Raw genomic sequence first — 16988 nt, 5'->3', positions numbered from 1 at the left:
CGTTGCTCACAGCCCCTCGAACCGCGCCTTCTGGATCGCGCTCCAGCGCACGTCGAACTCGAACCCGTCTTCGCCTTGTCGTTCGTCCTCGACGACATCCTGATCGAACAGCCACGCCCGTTTGCGCCCCTCGGCAAAAGGCAGGGCCAGCGTTTCGGTTGTGACCGTCGCCTGCAACGCCCCTGCCACATGGTCCAGCAGCGCTTCGATCCCCTCGCCTGTCAGCGCGGAGATGGCAAAGACGTCGTCTTCGCGCTCTGCCCGGGCGCGGGCGGCATCGGCGGCGTCTTGGGGGAGTGCGTCGAGCTTGTTCCAGACCTCGATCTGCGCGCGATCCGTGCCGACGCCCAGATCGGTCATGATCGCGGCCACGTCTTCGGCCTGTGCTTCGGTCTCGGGGTGCGAGATGTCGCGGACATGGACGATGATGTCAGCGGCCAGCACTTCCTCAAGTGTGGCGCGGAAGGATGCGACCAGTTCGGTGGGCAGATCAGAAATAAAGCCGACCGTGTCCGACAGGATCACCTCGGGGCCACCGTCCAGTTCAACCCGGCGCATCGTCGGATCAAGCGTGGCAAACAGCATGTCCTTGGCCATCACATCCGCCCCGGTCAGGCGGTTGAACAGGGTGCTTTTGCCCGCGTTGGTGTAACCCACCAGCGCGACAATAGGGTACGGCACCTTTGCGCGGGCGGCGCGGTGCAGGCTGCGTGTCTTGACCACCTTGTCCAGTTGACGGCGCAGGCGCACGAGTTGCGTGTCGATGGCGCGGCGGTCCGCCTCGATCTGCGTCTCACCGGGACCACCAACAAAGCCAAGACCGCCACGCTGACGTTCCAGGTGGGTCCAGGCGCGCACCAGCCGCGTGCGCTGGTAGCTGAGCGCGGCCATCTCGACCTGCAACACGCCCTCACGGGTGGCGGCGCGGTCCGAGAAAATCTCGAGGATCAGGCCCGTGCGGTCGAGCAGTTTGACCTTCCACGCCCGTTCCAGATTGCGCTGCTGCACGGGCGTGACGGGGCCGTCGATCAGAACCAGTTCGATCTCTTCGTCATGCAGGCGTTTGGCCAGTTCGTCGATCTTGCCCGAGCCGAAAAGCAACCCCGCCTGCGGACGCGCGAGGCGCACGATCTCTGATCCGACCACGTCAAGTTCGGGCAGCGCATGGGCCAACGAAACAGCCTCGGCCAGCGCAAGCGAGGCCTCGCGCCGGTCCGGATCTGACTTGATTTCTGGATGGATCACCCATGCGCGGGTGACATCAGGTGCGGTTTCGCTCAAGAGGCGTCTTCGCCCTCATAGAGGCTGATCGGCTGGCTGGGCATGATCGTTGAAATCGCGTGTTTGTACACAAGCTGGCTTTGACCATCACGACGCAACAACACGCAGAAGTTGTCAAACCACGTGATAACGCCTTGCAATTTCACACCATTAATCAGGAAAATGGTCACGGGCACCTTGGTCTTGCGCACGTGGTTCAGGAACGCGTCCTGCAAATTCTGTCTGTCCGAAGCCATTTCGGTTCGCCCTTATATTCTTGCCTGGCCTGCGGATCAGACCGTCCCTCAAGCCTGAGTATGTCGTGGGGTTTCAGAAGATTCCACCCCAAAAAACAGTCCGTTACGGACCTGTTGCCAAAGCCCGCCTAACCGCGCCACAAATCCGGTGTCAAAAGCGCGATGATGGCAAGCATCTCAAGCCGCCCCAGCACCATGGCTGCAACAAAGATGCCCTTGGCCGTGCCGCCAAGTTCGACCAGCGCAATGGGCGTGCCCGCCGCCACTTCCAAAAGCGGGCCGGTGGTCGACAAACCTGCCACCACAATCACAAGGCTGGTTTCAAAAGCGACGCCTGTGGCCGTCAGTGCGATGGTCAGAAAGGCCAGCGTCAGGGCAAAGAGCATGAAGAAGATCCAGGCGATAAACGCCCCGCCCTTTTGCAGCCGCCGCCCCATCGGATTGCCTCCTGAAACGGAGGACGGATGCACCAGCCGCTCCATCTCGTGCAGGCCGTTGAGGTAAAGGGCAAAGACCCTGAGCAGCTTGACCCCGCCCGCGGTTGTTGCCACCCCGCCCCCGATCACAGCCAGCCCCATCAGCAACAGCCCCGGCGTCGACAGACCAGACCAGGCCTGCGCCTCGCCCCAGTTGGCCGAGGTAAAGCCGGTGGTGGTCAGAAAGGACAGAACCGTAAACGCGCTGCCCCAAAAGGCGCGCGCGGCACCCAGCAGGTCGTCTTCGGCGCTGACATCGACGGCCCCAAGGAAATGCCGGAAAAACAGCACAGCCGGTACGATGATCACCAGCGCGATGCCGATCCGGAATTCCGGGTCATTGCGCAGCCCCCCGGTGTCCGAGGTCACCGTGTCCGTGGAAAACGTCAGCCGGGACAGCGCGAACAGCATGAACAGCAGCATGACCGCCTCGCCCACAACGCCTGATCCGGACCCGGTCAGCCCGCCAACCGGCGAAATGCCCGAGGTCGCCATGACCGACATCGCGTGACACAGCGCCACCAGCCCGGAATCTCCGCCCACCGCCAGCAATATCCACAAAAGCAGTGTCAGCGCGCCGTAGATCGGCACCAGAACCGCGCTCACCTTTTGGATACGCACCCGCACTTCGGGCGCGGCCATGCTGGTGTCGCGCGGCTGGGTGCGCCCCGGTTCGGCCCGCGCCGTCACTTCGAAACCACCCAGGTTCAGCGGCGCCAGAATGGCCGAAGCCGCAATCCACATCAGCAAACCGCCCATCCACGCCACCAGCGCGCGCCACAAATGCAGCGTGCCGTTGAGGCGGTCGGGATCGTCAAACATCGTCGCCCCCGTGGTGGTGATCGCGCTGACCATTTCCACATAGGCATTGAGGAACGTGGTCGTGCCCACCCCCTCGTAAAACGGCACCGCCAGCATGACTGGCAGAAACACAAACGCACAAAGCAGCGACATGAGCGGCCCCAGCGCCCCGTGGCGCGGATCGCGCCCGGCATGGGCCAGCGCGATCATGGTAAAGGCGCTCAGACCCAGAATGGCGGTGTACAGAAAGGCCCGCGCCGCCTCCAGATCGCGGGCCACGCCGCCATAGACGGCAGGCACCAGCATGGCCGCCGAAAACACGCCCATCAGTAGCAAAAACAGCGGCAGCCGCAAAATGTTGATGGCAAAACGCGACGGGTGTCGGGCGGGCAGTTGCATCAGAAAAAGTCGATAGAGACCTGCATCAGGCGCTCCACCTCTGGCACGTCCTTGGCCATGGCGAACAGGGCGATCACGTCGCCTTCGTCAATGCGGGTGCTGCCCGCGGGGCGGATAACCTTTTCGCCCTTGCGTACAGAGCCGACAAGGACCCCTTCGGGAAAGTCGATCTCGTTGATCTTCTTGCCGGCCATGGGCGAGGTCGACAGCACTTCGGCCTCGATCACCTCGGCATCGGCATCGCCGATGGAATAGACCGCGCGCACGCGCCCGTGCCGGATATGGCGCAGGATCGAGGACACGGTGGTGGCGCGCGGATTGATATAGGCGTCAATGCCCAGTGGCCCCATCATCGGCACCAGCGTCGGGTCATTGATCAGCGCGATAGCATAGGGACAGCCCTCGGCCTTGGCGCGCACGGCGGCCAGCATGTTGGTCTTGTCATCATCCGTGACCGCCAGCATCGCATCGGCGCGCGCCACGCCTGCCTCGTTCAGCAGGGCCACATCCAGACCGTCGCCGTGCAGCACGATGGTGCGCTCGAGCGCCTCGGCGGCGAGTTCAGCGCAACGGCGGTTCCGCTCTATCATCTTGGTACGCACGCGGTTTGTGCGCTTTTCCAACGCGCGCGCCACGGCAAGGCCGACATTGCCGCCGCCCACTACGATCAGGCGTTCCTGTTTGGTCACAGTCTTGCCAAACACCTCCATGGTGCGCGGCACGTCATCCACATGGGCAAAGATATAGGCGTCATCCCCGGCAAGCAGGTGATCCCCCGCATCCGGTGCAAACAGCGTCCCGTCCCGACGCACGCCAACCACGACCACCCGCAAGGTGGAGAAGAGGTCGGTCAACTGGCGCAGAGGTGTGTTCAGCACCGGGCAGTCTTCGTCCAGCGAGATGCCCAAGAGTTGCGCCTGCCCGTCGATGAACAGTTCGGTGTCAAAGGCGGCAGGCGCGCTGAGGCGCTGCAGGGCGGCGGCGGCGACCTCGCGTTCGGGGCTGATCACGACGTCGATGGGCATGTGATCGCGACGGAACAGGTCGGAATAGATCGCCGTAAGATAGGCCTGAGAGCGCAGCCGCGCGATCTTGCGGTTGATGCCAAAGACCGAATGGGCCACCTGACAGGTCACCATGTTGACCTCGTCCGAATAGGTGGCGGCGATGATCATGTCCGCATCGCCCGCCCCGGCCCGGTCCAGCACGTCCGGGTAGCTGGCAAAGCCTGCAACCCCTTGAACATCCAGCGTATCCGTCGCGCGGCGCACCAGATCGGGGTCGCTGTCAACCACGGTGACATCGTTGCGTTCCCCTGACAGGTGGCGCGCAATCTGCCAGCCGACCTGTCCTGCCCCGCAGATAATGACCTTCATAGATGCCCTCGGCGTTTGGACCCGTTGTGGCCGCCCGTTTCACCCCTTTTGCATGACAGAGGCGGCGGTTCCGGTCAACGGCTGCACACGTGTGCAATTTTGACGGAAATCCCAATTGTAAATGGCGCGGGCTTGGGTCAGAGTCGCGTCATGCGCCCGCTTTGTGTTGCCTTTTGCCTTCTCTGCCTGTCCGGCTGTCTGCCGGTGTCGACCTACTATGCCGAAGGGGTCAGCGCCGCCCAACTGGTCCGGGACGACACGCACTGCGACGTGCAGGCGCTGCGCGACGCACCGGTCGCCAATCAGACCCGCCAACACCCGCCCCGCTTTGTGCCTCGGCGGGTGTGCGATGCGGCGGGGCACTGTTTCAACAAGGGCGGTTACTGGGTGCCCGGCGAGATTTACACCGTCGATGTGAACGCCGATTTGCGCAAACGGGTCAAGGGCTTGTGCATGGCAGATCGCGGCTATACCCCGGTCGAACTGCCCGCCTGCCCCAAAGGGGTGGCACAAGCCGCTCCTCCCGGCCCCTCGCCCGTTTTGCCCCGTCTCAATGCCAACAGCTGCGCCATCCGCACCGATGGTGGCCTGCGTGTTGTAACCCAAGGATAATCCATGACCGACTTTTCCCGCGCCAAGGCCTGCGTGCAGGCCCATCACGCCGCCTTGGCCGGTGCCAGCGCCGATACGGTGGCGAGCGCTCTGGCCCAGCACCTGAGCGTGGATGCGACCTGGCGCGGCATGCATCCATTTCACGTCCAGTCTGGCCCCGAGGCCGTCGCACAGACCTTCTGGCAACCGCTGCTCACGGCCATGTCCCGGTTGCAGCGGCGCGAAGACGTGTTCTTTGCCGGGAAAAACCACCTGAGCGAGGCAGGCACCTGGGTCGCTTCCATGGGCCATTTCATGGCGTTGTTTGATGCACCCTTCCTTGGCATCCAGCCCACGGGCAAGATCGTCATGCTGCGCTATGCCGAGTTTTCGCGGGTCGAAGACAACCGCATTGTCGATCAGGCGCTGTTTGTGGACCTGCTGCACCTCATGGCGCAGGTGGGGCAGTACCCGCTGCCGGGCATGACCGGCGCCCAACTGGTGCAACCGGGGCCGATGACCCATGACGGCTTGCTGCGCGATCCGCAGGACCCGCATGAGAGCGAAAAGACGCTGGACCTGATTGAGCAGATGATCAGCTCCATCGATCAGGCCAATTCGGCCAAAAATCCACCCACACCCCGGCAAGAGCTGGCGCTGAACTGGCTGGATGACATGGTGTGGTGGGGGCCGACGGGGATTGGGGCCACCTACACGATTGATCGCTACATCGAACAGCACCAAAAACCTTTTCGCACGCAACTGGGCGCGCGCCAGTTCAACGGGCATATCTGCCGGATGGCCGAAGGCACCTATGGCGGGTTTTTCGGTTGGGCGAACCTGACGATGGAGTGTACGGGCCCCTATATGGGCCTGCCGCCTTCGGGCAAAAAGGCCGATATGCGGGTGGTCGATATCTATCGCCGCGACGGTGACAAGCTGGCCGAAAACTGGGTGTTCATCGACATGCTGCACTTTTTGAACATGCAAGGGCTGGACGTGCTGGCGCAACTGCCGGTACGCGCACGCTAAGGCGTATTCCTTGAGGCCGCGCTGTTTTCAGCGCCAGAAAACAATCAGAAACCGCGTTGGCTTCTGATCGCTGCCTTCAAGCGTCTTGCTCTTCCTCATCCAGATGCGCCACCCGCGCGCCGGCCTTTGAGGACGTCACCACCCCAAGCGATTTCAGCTTGCGGTGCAGGGCCGAGCGCTCCATGCCGACAAAGTTTGCAGTGCGGCTGATATTGCCACCAAAGCGGTTGATCTGGGTCAGCAAGTATTCCCGCTCAAAGGCTTCGCGCGCCTCGCGCAGGGGCAGCGTCGCCAAGGCGCCGGACAGCACCACGCGCCCCTCTTCGCCTGCAGGCTCTTCGGAGCCGGGCAATTCGCGCGCCTCGATCGGGCCAGTCCCATCGCCAAGGATCAGCACCCGCTCGACCATGTTCTTGAGCTGTCGCACATTGCCGGGCCAGACCATGGTCTGCAGCAAGGCGGCGGCATCCTCGCTGAGGTCGCGTTTGGGCAAGCCCTGGGCTGCGTTGCATTCCTCGATGAAATGAGCCGCAAGCAGCGGAATATCCTCGCGCCGTTCCTCAAGGCTCGGGACCGAGATCGGCACCACATTGAGCCGGTGAAACAGTTCCTGACGGAACGTGCCTGCGGCAATCGCCCGCTCCAGATCGCGGTTGGTTGAGGAAATCACCCGCAGATCGACACGCACCTTGTCATTGCCCCCCACCCGCTGGAATTGCTGATCTACCAGCACGCGCAGGATCTTGGACTGGGTGCCGATGGGCATGTCGGCGACTTCGTCAAAGTAGATCACACCGCCATGGGCCTGCTCGAGCAGCCCTTTTTCAAGGCCCCGATCCGTGGTTTCACGCCCGAACAGCACATCCTCCATGTTTTCGGGTTCGACCCCGGCGCAGTTCACCGTGACAAAGGGGGCCTGGGCGCGGTTCGACTTGGCATGGATGTAGCGCGCGGCCAGTTCCTTGCCCGCCCCGGCAGGGCCGGACAGCATAACACGGCCATTGGATTTGGTAACCTTGTCCAGTTGCGAGATCAGCCCGCGAAAGCTGGCCGAGGACCCGACCATCGTCGACTGGGCCGCCTCGGGACGGCGCAGGCTGGAATTCTCGCGCCGCAGCCGGGATGTTTCCATGGCACGGCGGATCACCACCAGTAACTGGTCTATGTTAAAGGGTTTTTCGATGAAATCGTAGGCCCCCTGTTTGATCGCCGCGACCGCAATTTCGATGTTGCCATGGCCCGAGATGATCACCACGGGCACGTCCGGATTGTCCCGTTTGACCGTCTTGAGGATGTCGATGCCGTCCATCTGGCTGTCTTTCAGCCAGATATCGAGGATCATAAGCGCCGGCGCTTCGGTGTTGATCGCGGCCATCGCGTCATCCGAATTTCCCGCCAGCCGGGTGGCATAGCCTTCGTCCTCCAGAATATCCGAGATCAATTCCCGAATGTCGCGTTCATCGTCCACGATCAGAATGTCGCTCATACCGCTTGCTCCTGCTCAACTTGGACCGGGGCGTCCACGGGCAGTGTCACCACCGCCATGGCCCCGGAATGGGTTTGGCCCTCGAACGGGGCCGCATCATCGAGGGTCAAAGTGCCCCCGTGTTCTTCGATAATCTTCTTGACGATGGGCAGGCCCAGGCCGGTGCCCTCGTCGCGTGTTGTCACATAAGGCTCAAACAGGCGCGCGCGGTCCTCGGGCAGCCCGATTCCATTGTCGGAAATGGTGATGGAGGCACCCACGGCGCCAACGGACAGGGCCACTTCGATCCGGCGCGTGTGATCCTCGGGCGCTTTGCCTTTTTTGTACAGAGTTTCAATCGCTTCGCCTGCGTTCTTGATCAGGTTTGTAAGCGCCTGGGACAGCATGGTCGCATCCACATTGGCCAGCAGGGCCTCGTCAGGCAGATCGGCTGTGATCGTGACCTCCGGCTGGCCCGATTGCTGCAGCACCACCGCATCGCGCACAATCGATACCAGATCATGGCTTTGACGGTCCGGTTCGGGCATGCGCGCGAATTTTGAAAACTCGTCCACAATGCGACGCAGATCGCCGGTTTGGCGGATGATCACGTCCGTCATCTGCTCAAGACTGTCGCTGTCATCCCCCAGCTTGGGGGCAAATTTGCGTTTGATACGTTCGGCACTCAGCTGAATCGGGGTCAGCGGGTTCTTGATCTCGTGGGCGATGCGGCGGGCCACGTCGCCCCATGCGGCCATGCGCTGCGCGCTCAAAAGGTCGGTCACATCGTCAAAGGCCACCACGTAGCCCTCCAGCCGCCCGTCATCGCGGCGGCGTTTGGCGATGCGCACCAGCAGGTTTTCCAGCCGCCCGCCCCGCGTCACCTTGACCTCGTCCTGCGCCACCTCTTGCTGGCTGGCACGGGCCAGCGCGAACAGGGCGGAAAATTCGGGAACAGCCACAGCCAGCGGCACGGTTTCTCGATCGTCTTTCCAATCCAGAAGACGCGCGCCGGACTTGTTAACAAAGGTCACCTTCCCCTTGGCATCGACCCCAACCACACCCGACGTGACCGAGCCAAGCACGGAATCAAACAGCCGCCCCCGCCGTTCAATCTGCTGCGTGTTGTCGAGCAGCGTCTTGCGCTGCGCCTTGAGCTGCTTGGTCATCTGATTGAAATAGCGGCTGAGCATGGCGATCTCGTCATCGCCCGTTTCCTCGCGCACTTTCACATCCAGATCGCCCGCCCCGACCCGCTGCGCCGCTCCGGTCAGACGACCCACGGGGCCCGAAAGCCGTTCAGCAAACCACAGGCCCAGCCAGATCGCAGCGAGGATGAGGATAACCGCAAAGCCGAGATAAAGGATGCCGTATTGAAACAGCACCTTGCCCCGTTCGTTTTCCAGTTGCTGGTACAGGCGCACGGTTTCCTGCGTTTCATCCAGCAGCGACAGGATTTCGCCGTCCACCTCGCGACTGACATAAAGCAGACGGTCCACATAGCTCGCCATCGGCACAAGGGCGCGGAATTCGTTGTTGGGCCAGTCCTGAATGACGGTTCCACCCGTTTCGATGGCTCTCGCAATGTCTTCGGGCGAAGGGCGTTCAAAATCAAAGAGATAAGAGCGGTTGCCGCGCGCGCGCATCTCGCCCGTGCCGTCGATGAGGTAGGCCTCGCGCAGACCGCGTTGGACCTGCACCTGCCCCTCGCTCAACACTTCGCGATCGCCCACCACCTGCGCGCCGCGCACGGTGTCGATGTAGCGCGCAAGGGCACGGGCATCGGTGATCAAGTCCTCGCGCTGTTCGGTCTCATAGGCTTCGGCGGCGGCAAGCGAGGCGCTGACCACGCGGCTGACCCTATCCGAAAACCAGCCCTCAAGCCCAATGTTCACCGTAAGGCCCGCAAAGACCGCCACCGTGACCGTCGGGATCAGGGCAAGCAGCGCAAACACCCCCGTCAGACGCAGGTGCAGGCGCGACCCGGCGGATTTGGCGCGCCGCGCCGCGATCAGCCGCGCGATCTGGGACAGGACAAGGGCGGCGACAACAAGAACATAAACAAGGTCGGCCAGCAGGACGAGGCGCAGCGCCAACGCACTGGAACCTTGATCGAGCGGACCAAGTACAAGGTAGGTGGTCAGCGCCAGCAGCGGGCCCAGCACCACAAGACCCAAAGTCGCTGCATTGCGCACGCGTTTGCGCCGATAAAGCCGGCCAAACGTCACCCACAAGCTGGTGCGTGTCCTGGATGCCACGTGGCATAACCTCGATGATGTGGCGCAGACGCGCCTTTACCGCTATATCCAGTGATCTTCCGCGCTGTTGCGGCGCGGATGCCACGGGTTGTGTGGCAGTATTACATCAATTTGCGGCGCCGTGTCACCTCTATATCGAGATCGGTAATTTTCTTGCGCAGCGTATTGCGGTTGATGCCGAGCAGATCGGCGCATTTGGCCTGATTTCCGCCCGTCGCATCGAGCGCAATTTCAATGAGTGGGATCTCCACCTCGCGCAGGATTCGCTGATAAAGGCCGGGGGGCGGCAACATGTTCCCATGCAGGTCAAAATAGCGTTTGAGGTGGCGCGCCACGCTCGCCCCCAGCTTTTCGGTGTCCCCGGCCGAACGGATCGGTTCCAGTTCCGGCTGGCTGCCCAGCACCTGTTCGACCTCTGAGGCGGTGATTTCGACCGCGCGGCTGGTCAGTCCCAGACGGCGCACAGCGTTTTCGAGCTGGCGCACGTTGCCGGGCCAGGAATAGGTGCGGAAAATCTCGGCCGCCGCTTCGGACAAGACGCGGGGCGCTTGCCCGGTCTTTTCGCCACGCACAAGGAAATGATCGGCAAGCAGCGGAATATCATCAACCCGCTCGCGCAGCGCAGGCACGTTCAGCGTGGCACCCGACAGGCGATAATACAGGTCCTTGCGCACCCGGCCCGCCTCCATCGCCTCGGTCAGATCGGATTGGCTGGTGGCAAGAAAGCGCGGCGTGTAATCGCCGGGCGTGTCCATCATGCGCACGATACGGGCCTGTAATTCCTCGGGGATGTCGCTAATCTCGTCGATCAGCAACGTGCCGCCCTTGACCCGCGCGAGCACCCGCGCGGGCCCTTCCAGATCCTGCAGATCAGCGGAAGTGGCGGTGACAAAAGGCAGCGAGCGACGGTCCGAGAAATCGTGGATGGCGCGCGCGATCAGAGACTTTCCGGTGCCGCTTTCGCCCCAGATCAGGACGGGCAGATCGGTGTTCATGACACGCGCCACCACACGGTAAAGCGCCTGCATGATCGCGGTGCGCCCGACCAGCGGCAACTCGTCCGGGCGGTCATCTTCGGTCGCGCGGGCGGGATTGTGGGCCTTGAGCTCCAGTGCCTTGGCCGTGCGCTTCATCAGGTCGGGCAGGTCGAACGGCTTGGGCAGGTAGTCATAGGCTTCGGCCTCGGCGGCCTGAATGGCGGTCATGATCGTGTTTTGGGCGGAAATCACGATCACCGGCAGGCCGGGGCGATCCTGGCTGATTTTTGGAAGCATTTCCAATCCATTGCCATCCGGCATCATCACATCCGAAATCACCACGTCGCCCTTGCCCTCGGCCACCCAGCGCATCAGCGTGGTCAGCGACGAGGTGGCATGCACCTTGCACCCGGCCCGCGTCAGCGCCTGGGTCAGAACGGTGCGGATCGTGCGATCATCGTCAGCGACAAGTACGGTGCCATCCATGTGTCAGTCCTTTGGTTCAACGTCGGGAGTGTCGGATTTGGGCGCGCGGGGCAGCGACAGGCGGAACACGGTCCGCCCCGGCACAGAGGTGACCGAAATCCAGCCCCCGTGGTCGGAAATAATTTTAGACACCAGCGCAAGGCCGAGGCCAGTGCCGTTTTCCTTGCCCGACACGAACGGGTCAAAGATGTCGGCGGCGATGCTGTCAGGCAGTCCGGGGCCGTCATCAATAATCTCGATCTGCAGAGGCAGCGACTGGCCGCTGCCATCCGCACGGCGCAAGCGGAACGAGTGTTCAAAATAGCTGTGCAGGCGGATTGTCCCGCTGTCCCCCGCGGCTTCCGACGCATTCTTGAGCAGGTTCAGCACCACCTGCAGCAACTGGTCCGGATCACCATAGGCCAACGGCAGTGAGGGGTCGTAATCCTCGATGATGCTCATATGCCCGCCAAAGCCGAGCAGCGCAGAGCGGCGCGCGCGGTCCAGTACATCGTGGATGTTGACGGGGCGAAAATCAGGTGGAGAGAGGTTGCCAAACTGCTCGACCTGTTCCAGCAGCTTTACGATGCGGCGGGATTCCTCGACAATAAGATCAGTGAGTTCAAGGTCTTCTGCGCCAAGGTTCATGCTGAGAAGTTGCGCGGCGCCAGTGATGCCTGCCAGCGGGTTCTTGATTTCATGCGCCAGCATCTCGGCCATGCCGATGGCCGATTTGGCCGCCGACTTGACCGAATTGCTTTGGGTCATGCGCCCGGCAAGTTCGCGCGGGGAGATCATCAGCAGCATATGGTCCGGCGCGCCCGCCAGCGGGGCGATCTGCAGCGCGCATTGCAGCGGCGCGCGCTGCCCATTGCCCACATCCACGTCGTTCACGAACAGAGGCGTGCCGTTCTTGCGTGCCCGCGCGAGGCTTTCCTCCAGCGGCGCATCGACGGCCAGTTGGTCCCACAGGGGCAATCCGCGCATTGTCTTGACCGAGGCGTTAAAGAACCCTTCGGCGGCTGAATTGATGTCCACGATCTCGTCACCGGGTCCGATCACGATGGTCGGCACCGGCAGCGAGGCCCAGAGATCACCAACCCCGGTCATGCCGCCACCTGCGCGCCAGCCAACAAGGCCTCTGGCAGCAGGTCAATGACGGCGGCGGGTGTCTTGGCCGTCAGCACCGCGCGCCGTGCCTCGGGCGACGTGCCCGCTGTGTCCATGAACCAGCCCAGATGCTTGCGCGCCACGCGCAGGCCCAACACATCGCCGTAGAACGACAGCATGTCGGCATAGTGCCCCAACACGAGGTCCACAAATGCCGCCCCCGTCGGCACCTCGGGCGCCGGTGTGCCGTAAAGGGCCGCTGCCACCTCGGCCAGCACCCAGGGGCGCCCTTGCGCGCCGCGCCCGATCATCACGCCGTCCGCGCCTGACAGACGCAGCGCCGCGCGCGCGGTCTCGCCATCCACGATGTCACCATTTGCGATCACGGGGATGCGCACGGCCTCTTTGACCGCCCGGATCGCGGCCCAATCAGCCGCACCTTTATAAAACTGGCAGCGCGTGCGCCCGTGGATCACGATCTGGGCAATGCCCGCCGCCTCGGCTCGCGCCGCGATCTCGGGGGCGTTCAGCATGCCGTCATCCCAGCCCAGCCGGGTTTTCAACGTCACGGGTACATCGACTGCGCGCACCACCGCCTCGATCAGGGTCAGCGCGTGATCGGGATCGCGCATCAGGGCTGATCCGGAATAGCCTTGGGTCACCTTCTTGGCGGGGCAGCCCATGTTGATGTCGATGACCTGTGCGCCCTGCCCGGCCACCATCTTGGCGGCTTCGGCCATGGGGGCGGCCTCGCGGCCCGCCAGTTGCACAGCTGTCCCGGCCGCCCCAAGCCCCAGTTCCGCCTTCTCGCGGCTGCCGGGACGCGCGTTCAGCATATCGTGGCTCGCCACCATTTCGGACACAACCATACCGGCCCCAAAGCGCGCCACAAGCGTGCGAAACGGCAGGTCGGTGATCCCGGCCATTGGGGCCAGCATCACGGGCGGTGACATATCGAGAGGGCCAAGGGCCGTGGGCATTGCCTAATCCTTGTGCGATGACATTGAGCTATAGCAGTGCCAGATCATTCTCAATCCGGGCAAAGCCATTCCCTGCCAACACTTAGCGTGTGTGCACAAATTTTAAGCAGTTTCGCAGGGCATGGACAGCATCCATCGGACAGCCTAGAGATTTTGCCATGCAAATGACGTGTCCGACATGACCAGAACCGCGGCGGTGATTGTGGCTGCCGGGCGCGGTGTGCGCGCAGGGGGCGCGGTGCCGAAACAGTGGCAGATGCTGTGCGGCAAACCGGTGCTGGCCCATACGCTGGATGCGTTTCAGAGGCATGTCGGGGTCGGGCAGATCGTGCTGGTGCTGCACCCGGATGACCTCGGTCAAGCTGATGAATTTCTGAACGACGACACGCAAGTGGTTGAAGGAGGTGCGAACCGCGCGGCCTCGGTCAAGAACGGGCTGGCGGCTGTGTCCGGTGCGGATCACGTTCTGATCCATGATGTCGCGCGCCCGCTGGTCACTGATGCGTTGATTTCGGACGTGATCGCGGCCCTTGGCACCTGTCCCGGTGCCGCCCCGGCACTGGCGGTTACGGATGCGCTCTGGACCGGAGCGCAGGACCGCGTGACGGGCACGCAGGACCGCACTGATCTGTTCCGCGCGCAAACCCCGCAAGGCTTTGACCTTGCATCCATAATCGCCGCCCACGCCGCCCATCCCGGAGGAGCTGCCGATGATGTCGAGGTCGCCCGCGCCTTTGGGCTGGACGTCGCAATTGTGCCGGGCGATGAGGACAATCTGAAAATCACTGTGCCTGCCGATTTCGCGCGGGCGGAACGGATCCTGCGAGGGCGCGATGGACATTAGACTGGGCAACGGATTTGACGTGCACGCCTTTGGCCCCGGTGATCACGTGACACTGTGCGGCGTGACCATCCCGCACAGCCATGGGCTGGTAGGGCATTCGGACGCGGACGTGGGCATGCACACGGTGACAGACGCAATCTATGGCGCACTGGCGCAAGGCGATATCGGCCAGCACTTCCCACCCTCCGATCCGCAATGGAAAGGCGCGGAAAGCCATATTTTCCTGACCCATGCCGCCAGTCTTGCCCGCGAGATGGGGTTTGAAATTTCCAATATCGACTGCACGCTGATCTGCGAGTTCCCCAAGATCGGACCTCACGCAGCCCAAATGCGCGCCGTTATGGCAGACCTTCTTGGCCTCGATGCGGCGCGCGTGTCGGTCAAGGCGACCACCTCGGAACGGCTCGGGTTCACGGGCCGGGGCGAAGGGATCGCCTGCATCGCCACAGCCGCACTGGTGCGCCCGTGATTGCGCGTCTGATCGCCACCGTGGGCGGCGTCGGATATCTGCGTCCGGCGCCCGGCACATGGGGGTCTGCCGTCGCCCTGCCGATGGCCTGGCTTTTGCACGTGTTGGGCGGCTTTCCGCTGTTGGTCATTGCGCTGATCGCCACCTTCGCCAAGGGCTGGTGGGCGACCAAGGAGATGACCGACGGGCAGTCCGATCACGATCCTTCGGAAATCGTGATCGACGAGGTCGTCGGCCAATGGATCGCCCTTTTGCCGCTCAGCTACGCGGCGTGGCATCGCGGGCTCGATATCCTCGCGATGTGGCCCGGCTGGATCGCCGCCTTTGTACTGTTTCGCCTGTTCGACATCTGGAAACCACTTTGGATCGGCAAAGCCGACCGGCGCGGTGATGCGCTGGGGGTGATGCTGGATGACGTGATCGCCGGGGTCTTTGCCGCCATCGGTGTGCTGGCACTGGCGGCCTTCGCGCACGGAGTTCTGATGTGATGAAGATCGCCGTGCAACTTCTTGAAACAGCGAAAAAACACGGAATCATGATTGCCGCCGCCGAAAGCTGCACGGGCGGTATGGTCGCAGCGGCATTGACGGATGTCCCCGGCTCTTCCGCCATGTTCGAGCGTGGCTTTGTCACCTACACCAACCGCGCCAAGATCGAGATGCTGGGCGTTTTGCCTGCGACTTTGCAGGCCCATGGTGCTGTCAGCGAACAGGTGGCCGTCGAGATGGCCAGGGGCGCGCTGGCCCGGTCCGTCGCCGATCTTTCGGTGTCGATCACCGGCATTGCCGGTCCCGGCGGATCCGAGTTCAAACCCGAGGGGCGGGTCTGTTTTGCGGTGGCTGATGCAAGTGGCGCAACCAGTGAAACCATCGAATATGGCGCCATTGGGCGCAGCAAGGTGCGCGCCGCTGCGCGTGATCACGCGCTTGGCCTGCTACTGGCCCGGATGGGGCACGAGTAGCGCCGCAAACCGTTCCAGATCGCCCCGGGTGATGGCCTGCCTTAGCGCTTCAGCCCGGTCCCCCACCAGTGCATGGGCCTTGGCGCGGACACGCGCGGCGCGCGCCTCGAACGGCAGGGCGGCGTCCAGATCATGGTTATGCACTGCACCGTCCACCTCCACCCGCGCCTGCATTTCGCTCAGCCCTTCATCGGCCACGACCCGGACCCGGTTGCGAAATGCGACAAGAGCCGGGTCCTGCGCGCAGGCGTCACTGAAGGCTGCGATATCGCCGGTGTCTCGCCCATGCGCCGCCATCGCCAGCACATGAGCATAGGAAAACTTGGCGCTCAGCCCGGTGTCGGGCGCGGGTTGGTTGCACACGCTCATCCAGCGCGGATGGGTGTGGACGGTGATGGCCTTGGCCCCGGCCAGATCGATATCCCGCACCGCTTCGAGCGTCGCATGCAGACCATGACAACAGGCGTGAAACTTGTGACTGACAGCGCCCATGCGCCACTCAAAAGCCACCGGATCGCCGGCCCCGTGATGCGTCTCACCAAACCCCAGCGGCCCGGCCAACCCATCGGGGGCCGAGGTCATGCCCGCCCGCGCCCACATCGCCGCCTCAACACCCGTGCGGGCGGCCAGCCCGGCATTCAGCGGCTTGCCCATCGTGCCAAACTGCCCCTTGAGGCCCGACGCCATGGTCGCGCACAGCCCCAGCGCATGGCGCAGCTGTTCCGCCTCCAGCCCCAGCAGGCGGGCGGCAGCCACTGTCGCCCCAAAGGCCCCCGCAGTCGCCGTCTGGTGATAGCCCACCTGATAGTGCCCGCGGCCCAACCACAGTCCGACGGCCACCGCGGCCTCTGCTCCGATCAGGGCTGCATCGACCATCCGGGCCATTCCGCCCCCCTGCGTCTGCGCCACAGCCAGAGCGGCCGAGACCACAACCACCGACGGATGCCCGATATGGGCAAAATGCGTGTCGTCATAATCCAGCGCATGAGACAGCGTGCCATTGACCAATGCGGCCTGCGCAGGCGTGTCCAGACGGCCATCAAACCGGGTCGCCTCCCCCTGCCCGTCCAGACCAGCGGCCCAAGGGCCAAACCCGCCCTCGGCCTGACCTGCAATGCCGCAGGCCGCCCAGTCGAGCACCGACAACTCCATCACCGCACGCACATCCGAAGGCGGTTCAGCCCGTGCATATTCCAGCAACAGCGCGGTGATCCCCTCACTTCTCTGATTCAAAAAAATCCCCCCCGGAGGGCCGGCCAGCCCAAGA

Annotated in this window: 16 protein-coding genes; 6 read left to right on the top strand and 10 right to left on the bottom strand. The window is 63.3% G+C overall.

Annotation, left to right across the window (positions count from 1 at the left end; translation table 11 throughout):
- Window positions 1-6: 6 nt before the first annotated feature.
- From hflX to trkA, 4 genes are all read right to left on the bottom strand, one after another.
- Window positions 7-1281: a GTPase HflX gene (hflX, locus tag Q1A89_RS07755; RefSeq protein ID WP_299725629.1), complete on the bottom strand. Its 1275-nt coding sequence runs from the start codon at window positions 1279-1281 to the stop codon at window positions 7-9.
- Entirely contained in the window at window positions 1278-1517 is a 240-nt protein-coding gene (gene hfq, locus Q1A89_RS07750) for an RNA chaperone Hfq (RefSeq protein ID WP_007119530.1), read from the bottom strand. Before hfq ends, hflX begins: the two co-directional genes overlap by 4 nt.
- Window positions 1518-1645: 128 nt before the next feature.
- Window positions 1646-3193 carry a potassium transporter TrkG gene (locus tag Q1A89_RS07745; RefSeq protein WP_299725626.1) on the bottom strand — a complete coding sequence of 516 codons (1548 nt, stop codon included), beginning with the start codon at window positions 3191-3193 and terminating at the stop codon, window positions 1646-1648.
- Window positions 3193-4569: a Trk system potassium transporter TrkA gene (trkA, locus tag Q1A89_RS07740; RefSeq protein WP_299725623.1), complete on the bottom strand. Its 1377-nt coding sequence runs from the start codon at window positions 4567-4569 to the stop codon at window positions 3193-3195. The genes Q1A89_RS07745 and trkA overlap by 1 nt, the downstream gene beginning before the upstream one ends.
- Window positions 4570-4719: 150 nt before the next feature.
- On the opposite strand from trkA, the gene Q1A89_RS07735 reads away from it, so the two are divergent.
- The gene (locus tag Q1A89_RS07735) at window positions 4720-5181 is read left to right on the top strand and encodes a hypothetical protein (protein WP_299725620.1); all 462 of its coding nucleotides are present in this window, start codon (window positions 4720-4722) and stop codon (window positions 5179-5181) included.
- Window positions 5182-5184: 3 nt separating this feature from the next.
- Complete coding sequence (locus Q1A89_RS07730; RefSeq protein WP_299725617.1) at window positions 5185-6192, top strand: ester cyclase; 1008 nt, start codon at window positions 5185-5187, stop codon at window positions 6190-6192.
- Between the two features lie 76 nt (window positions 6193-6268).
- On the opposite strand, the gene Q1A89_RS07725 is transcribed toward Q1A89_RS07730, so the two are convergent.
- From Q1A89_RS07725 to dusB, 5 genes are all read right to left on the bottom strand, one after another.
- Window positions 6269-7678, bottom strand: coding sequence for a sigma-54 dependent transcriptional regulator (locus Q1A89_RS07725; protein WP_299725614.1), 1410 nt, complete (start codon window positions 7676-7678; stop codon window positions 6269-6271).
- Window positions 7675-9885 (bottom strand): PAS domain-containing sensor histidine kinase, encoded by a 2211-nt coding sequence (locus Q1A89_RS07720; RefSeq protein ID WP_299726160.1) that lies wholly within the window; start codon window positions 9883-9885, stop codon window positions 7675-7677. The genes Q1A89_RS07725 and Q1A89_RS07720 overlap by 4 nt, the downstream gene beginning before the upstream one ends.
- 131 nt (window positions 9886-10016) lie before the next feature.
- Entirely contained in the window at window positions 10017-11378 is a 1362-nt protein-coding gene (locus Q1A89_RS07715; protein ID WP_299725611.1) for a sigma-54 dependent transcriptional regulator, read from the bottom strand.
- Window positions 11379-11381: 3 nt separating this feature from the next.
- Window positions 11382-12467: an ATP-binding protein gene (locus Q1A89_RS07710; RefSeq protein ID WP_299725608.1), complete on the bottom strand. Its 1086-nt coding sequence runs from the start codon at window positions 12465-12467 to the stop codon at window positions 11382-11384.
- Window positions 12464-13447 (bottom strand): tRNA dihydrouridine synthase DusB, encoded by a 984-nt coding sequence (gene dusB, locus Q1A89_RS07705; RefSeq protein ID WP_299725605.1) that lies wholly within the window; start codon window positions 13445-13447, stop codon window positions 12464-12466. The genes Q1A89_RS07710 and dusB overlap by 4 nt, the downstream gene beginning before the upstream one ends.
- A 178-nt stretch (window positions 13448-13625) precedes the next feature.
- Between dusB and ispD the strand changes: the two genes are divergently transcribed.
- The 4 genes from ispD to Q1A89_RS07685 are packed head-to-tail and all read left to right on the top strand — an operon-like array spanning window position 13626 to window position 15721.
- A complete protein-coding gene (gene ispD / locus Q1A89_RS07700) occupies window positions 13626-14291 on the top strand; it encodes a 2-C-methyl-D-erythritol 4-phosphate cytidylyltransferase (RefSeq protein WP_299725602.1) in 666 nt (221 codons plus the stop codon).
- Entirely contained in the window at window positions 14281-14760 is a 480-nt protein-coding gene (gene ispF / locus Q1A89_RS07695; protein ID WP_299725599.1) for a 2-C-methyl-D-erythritol 2,4-cyclodiphosphate synthase, read from the top strand. Before ispD ends, ispF begins: the two co-directional genes overlap by 11 nt.
- Complete coding sequence (locus tag Q1A89_RS07690) at window positions 14760-15248, top strand: phosphatidylglycerophosphatase A (protein WP_299726157.1); 489 nt, start codon at window positions 14760-14762, stop codon at window positions 15246-15248. Before ispF ends, Q1A89_RS07690 begins: the two co-directional genes overlap by 1 nt.
- Window positions 15248-15721, top strand: a complete 474-nt coding sequence (locus tag Q1A89_RS07685; protein WP_299726154.1) for a CinA family protein — start codon at window positions 15248-15250, stop codon at window positions 15719-15721. The genes Q1A89_RS07690 and Q1A89_RS07685 overlap by 1 nt, the downstream gene beginning before the upstream one ends.
- Here the strand turns inward: Q1A89_RS07685 and Q1A89_RS07680 are convergent.
- Window positions 15695-16954 (bottom strand): MmgE/PrpD family protein, encoded by a 1260-nt coding sequence (locus Q1A89_RS07680; RefSeq protein ID WP_299725596.1) that lies wholly within the window; start codon window positions 16952-16954, stop codon window positions 15695-15697. The two genes, Q1A89_RS07685 and Q1A89_RS07680, sit on opposite strands and share 27 nt — an antisense overlap.
- Between the last annotated feature and the right edge of the window lie 34 nt (window positions 16955-16988).

The organism is uncultured Tateyamaria sp. (assembly GCF_947503045.1).
In the GTDB taxonomy this organism is placed as follows: Bacteria; Pseudomonadota; Alphaproteobacteria; order Rhodobacterales; family Rhodobacteraceae; genus Tateyamaria.
Note: the sequence above shows the minus strand (reverse complement) of the source record. Positions and strands in the feature narration are given on the sequence as shown.

Coding starts and splice junctions, on each gene's coding strand:
- Q1A89_RS07710 (WP_299725608.1), bottom strand. CDS start 12,467: ATGACCGGGGTTGGTGATCTCTGGGCCTCGCTGCCGGTGCCGACCATC.
- hfq (WP_007119530.1), bottom strand. CDS start 1,517: ATGGCTTCGGACAGACAGAATTTGCAGGACGCGTTCCTGAACCACGTG.
- Q1A89_RS07685 (WP_299726154.1), top strand. CDS start 15,248: ATGAAGATCGCCGTGCAACTTCTTGAAACAGCGAAAAAACACGGAATC.
- Q1A89_RS07715 (WP_299725611.1), bottom strand. CDS start 11,378: ATGGATGGCACCGTACTTGTCGCTGACGATGATCGCACGATCCGCACC.
- ispD (WP_299725602.1), top strand. CDS start 13,626: ATGACCAGAACCGCGGCGGTGATTGTGGCTGCCGGGCGCGGTGTGCGC.
- trkA (WP_299725623.1), bottom strand. CDS start 4,569: ATGAAGGTCATTATCTGCGGGGCAGGACAGGTCGGCTGGCAGATTGCG.
- Q1A89_RS07735 (WP_299725620.1), top strand. CDS start 4,720: ATGCGCCCGCTTTGTGTTGCCTTTTGCCTTCTCTGCCTGTCCGGCTGT.
- dusB (WP_299725605.1), bottom strand. CDS start 13,447: ATGCCCACGGCCCTTGGCCCTCTCGATATGTCACCGCCCGTGATGCTG.
- ispF (WP_299725599.1), top strand. CDS start 14,281: ATGGACATTAGACTGGGCAACGGATTTGACGTGCACGCCTTTGGCCCC.
- Q1A89_RS07725 (WP_299725614.1), bottom strand. CDS start 7,678: ATGAGCGACATTCTGATCGTGGACGATGAACGCGACATTCGGGAATTG.
- Q1A89_RS07745 (WP_299725626.1), bottom strand. CDS start 3,193: ATGCAACTGCCCGCCCGACACCCGTCGCGTTTTGCCATCAACATTTTG.
- Q1A89_RS07730 (WP_299725617.1), top strand. CDS start 5,185: ATGACCGACTTTTCCCGCGCCAAGGCCTGCGTGCAGGCCCATCACGCC.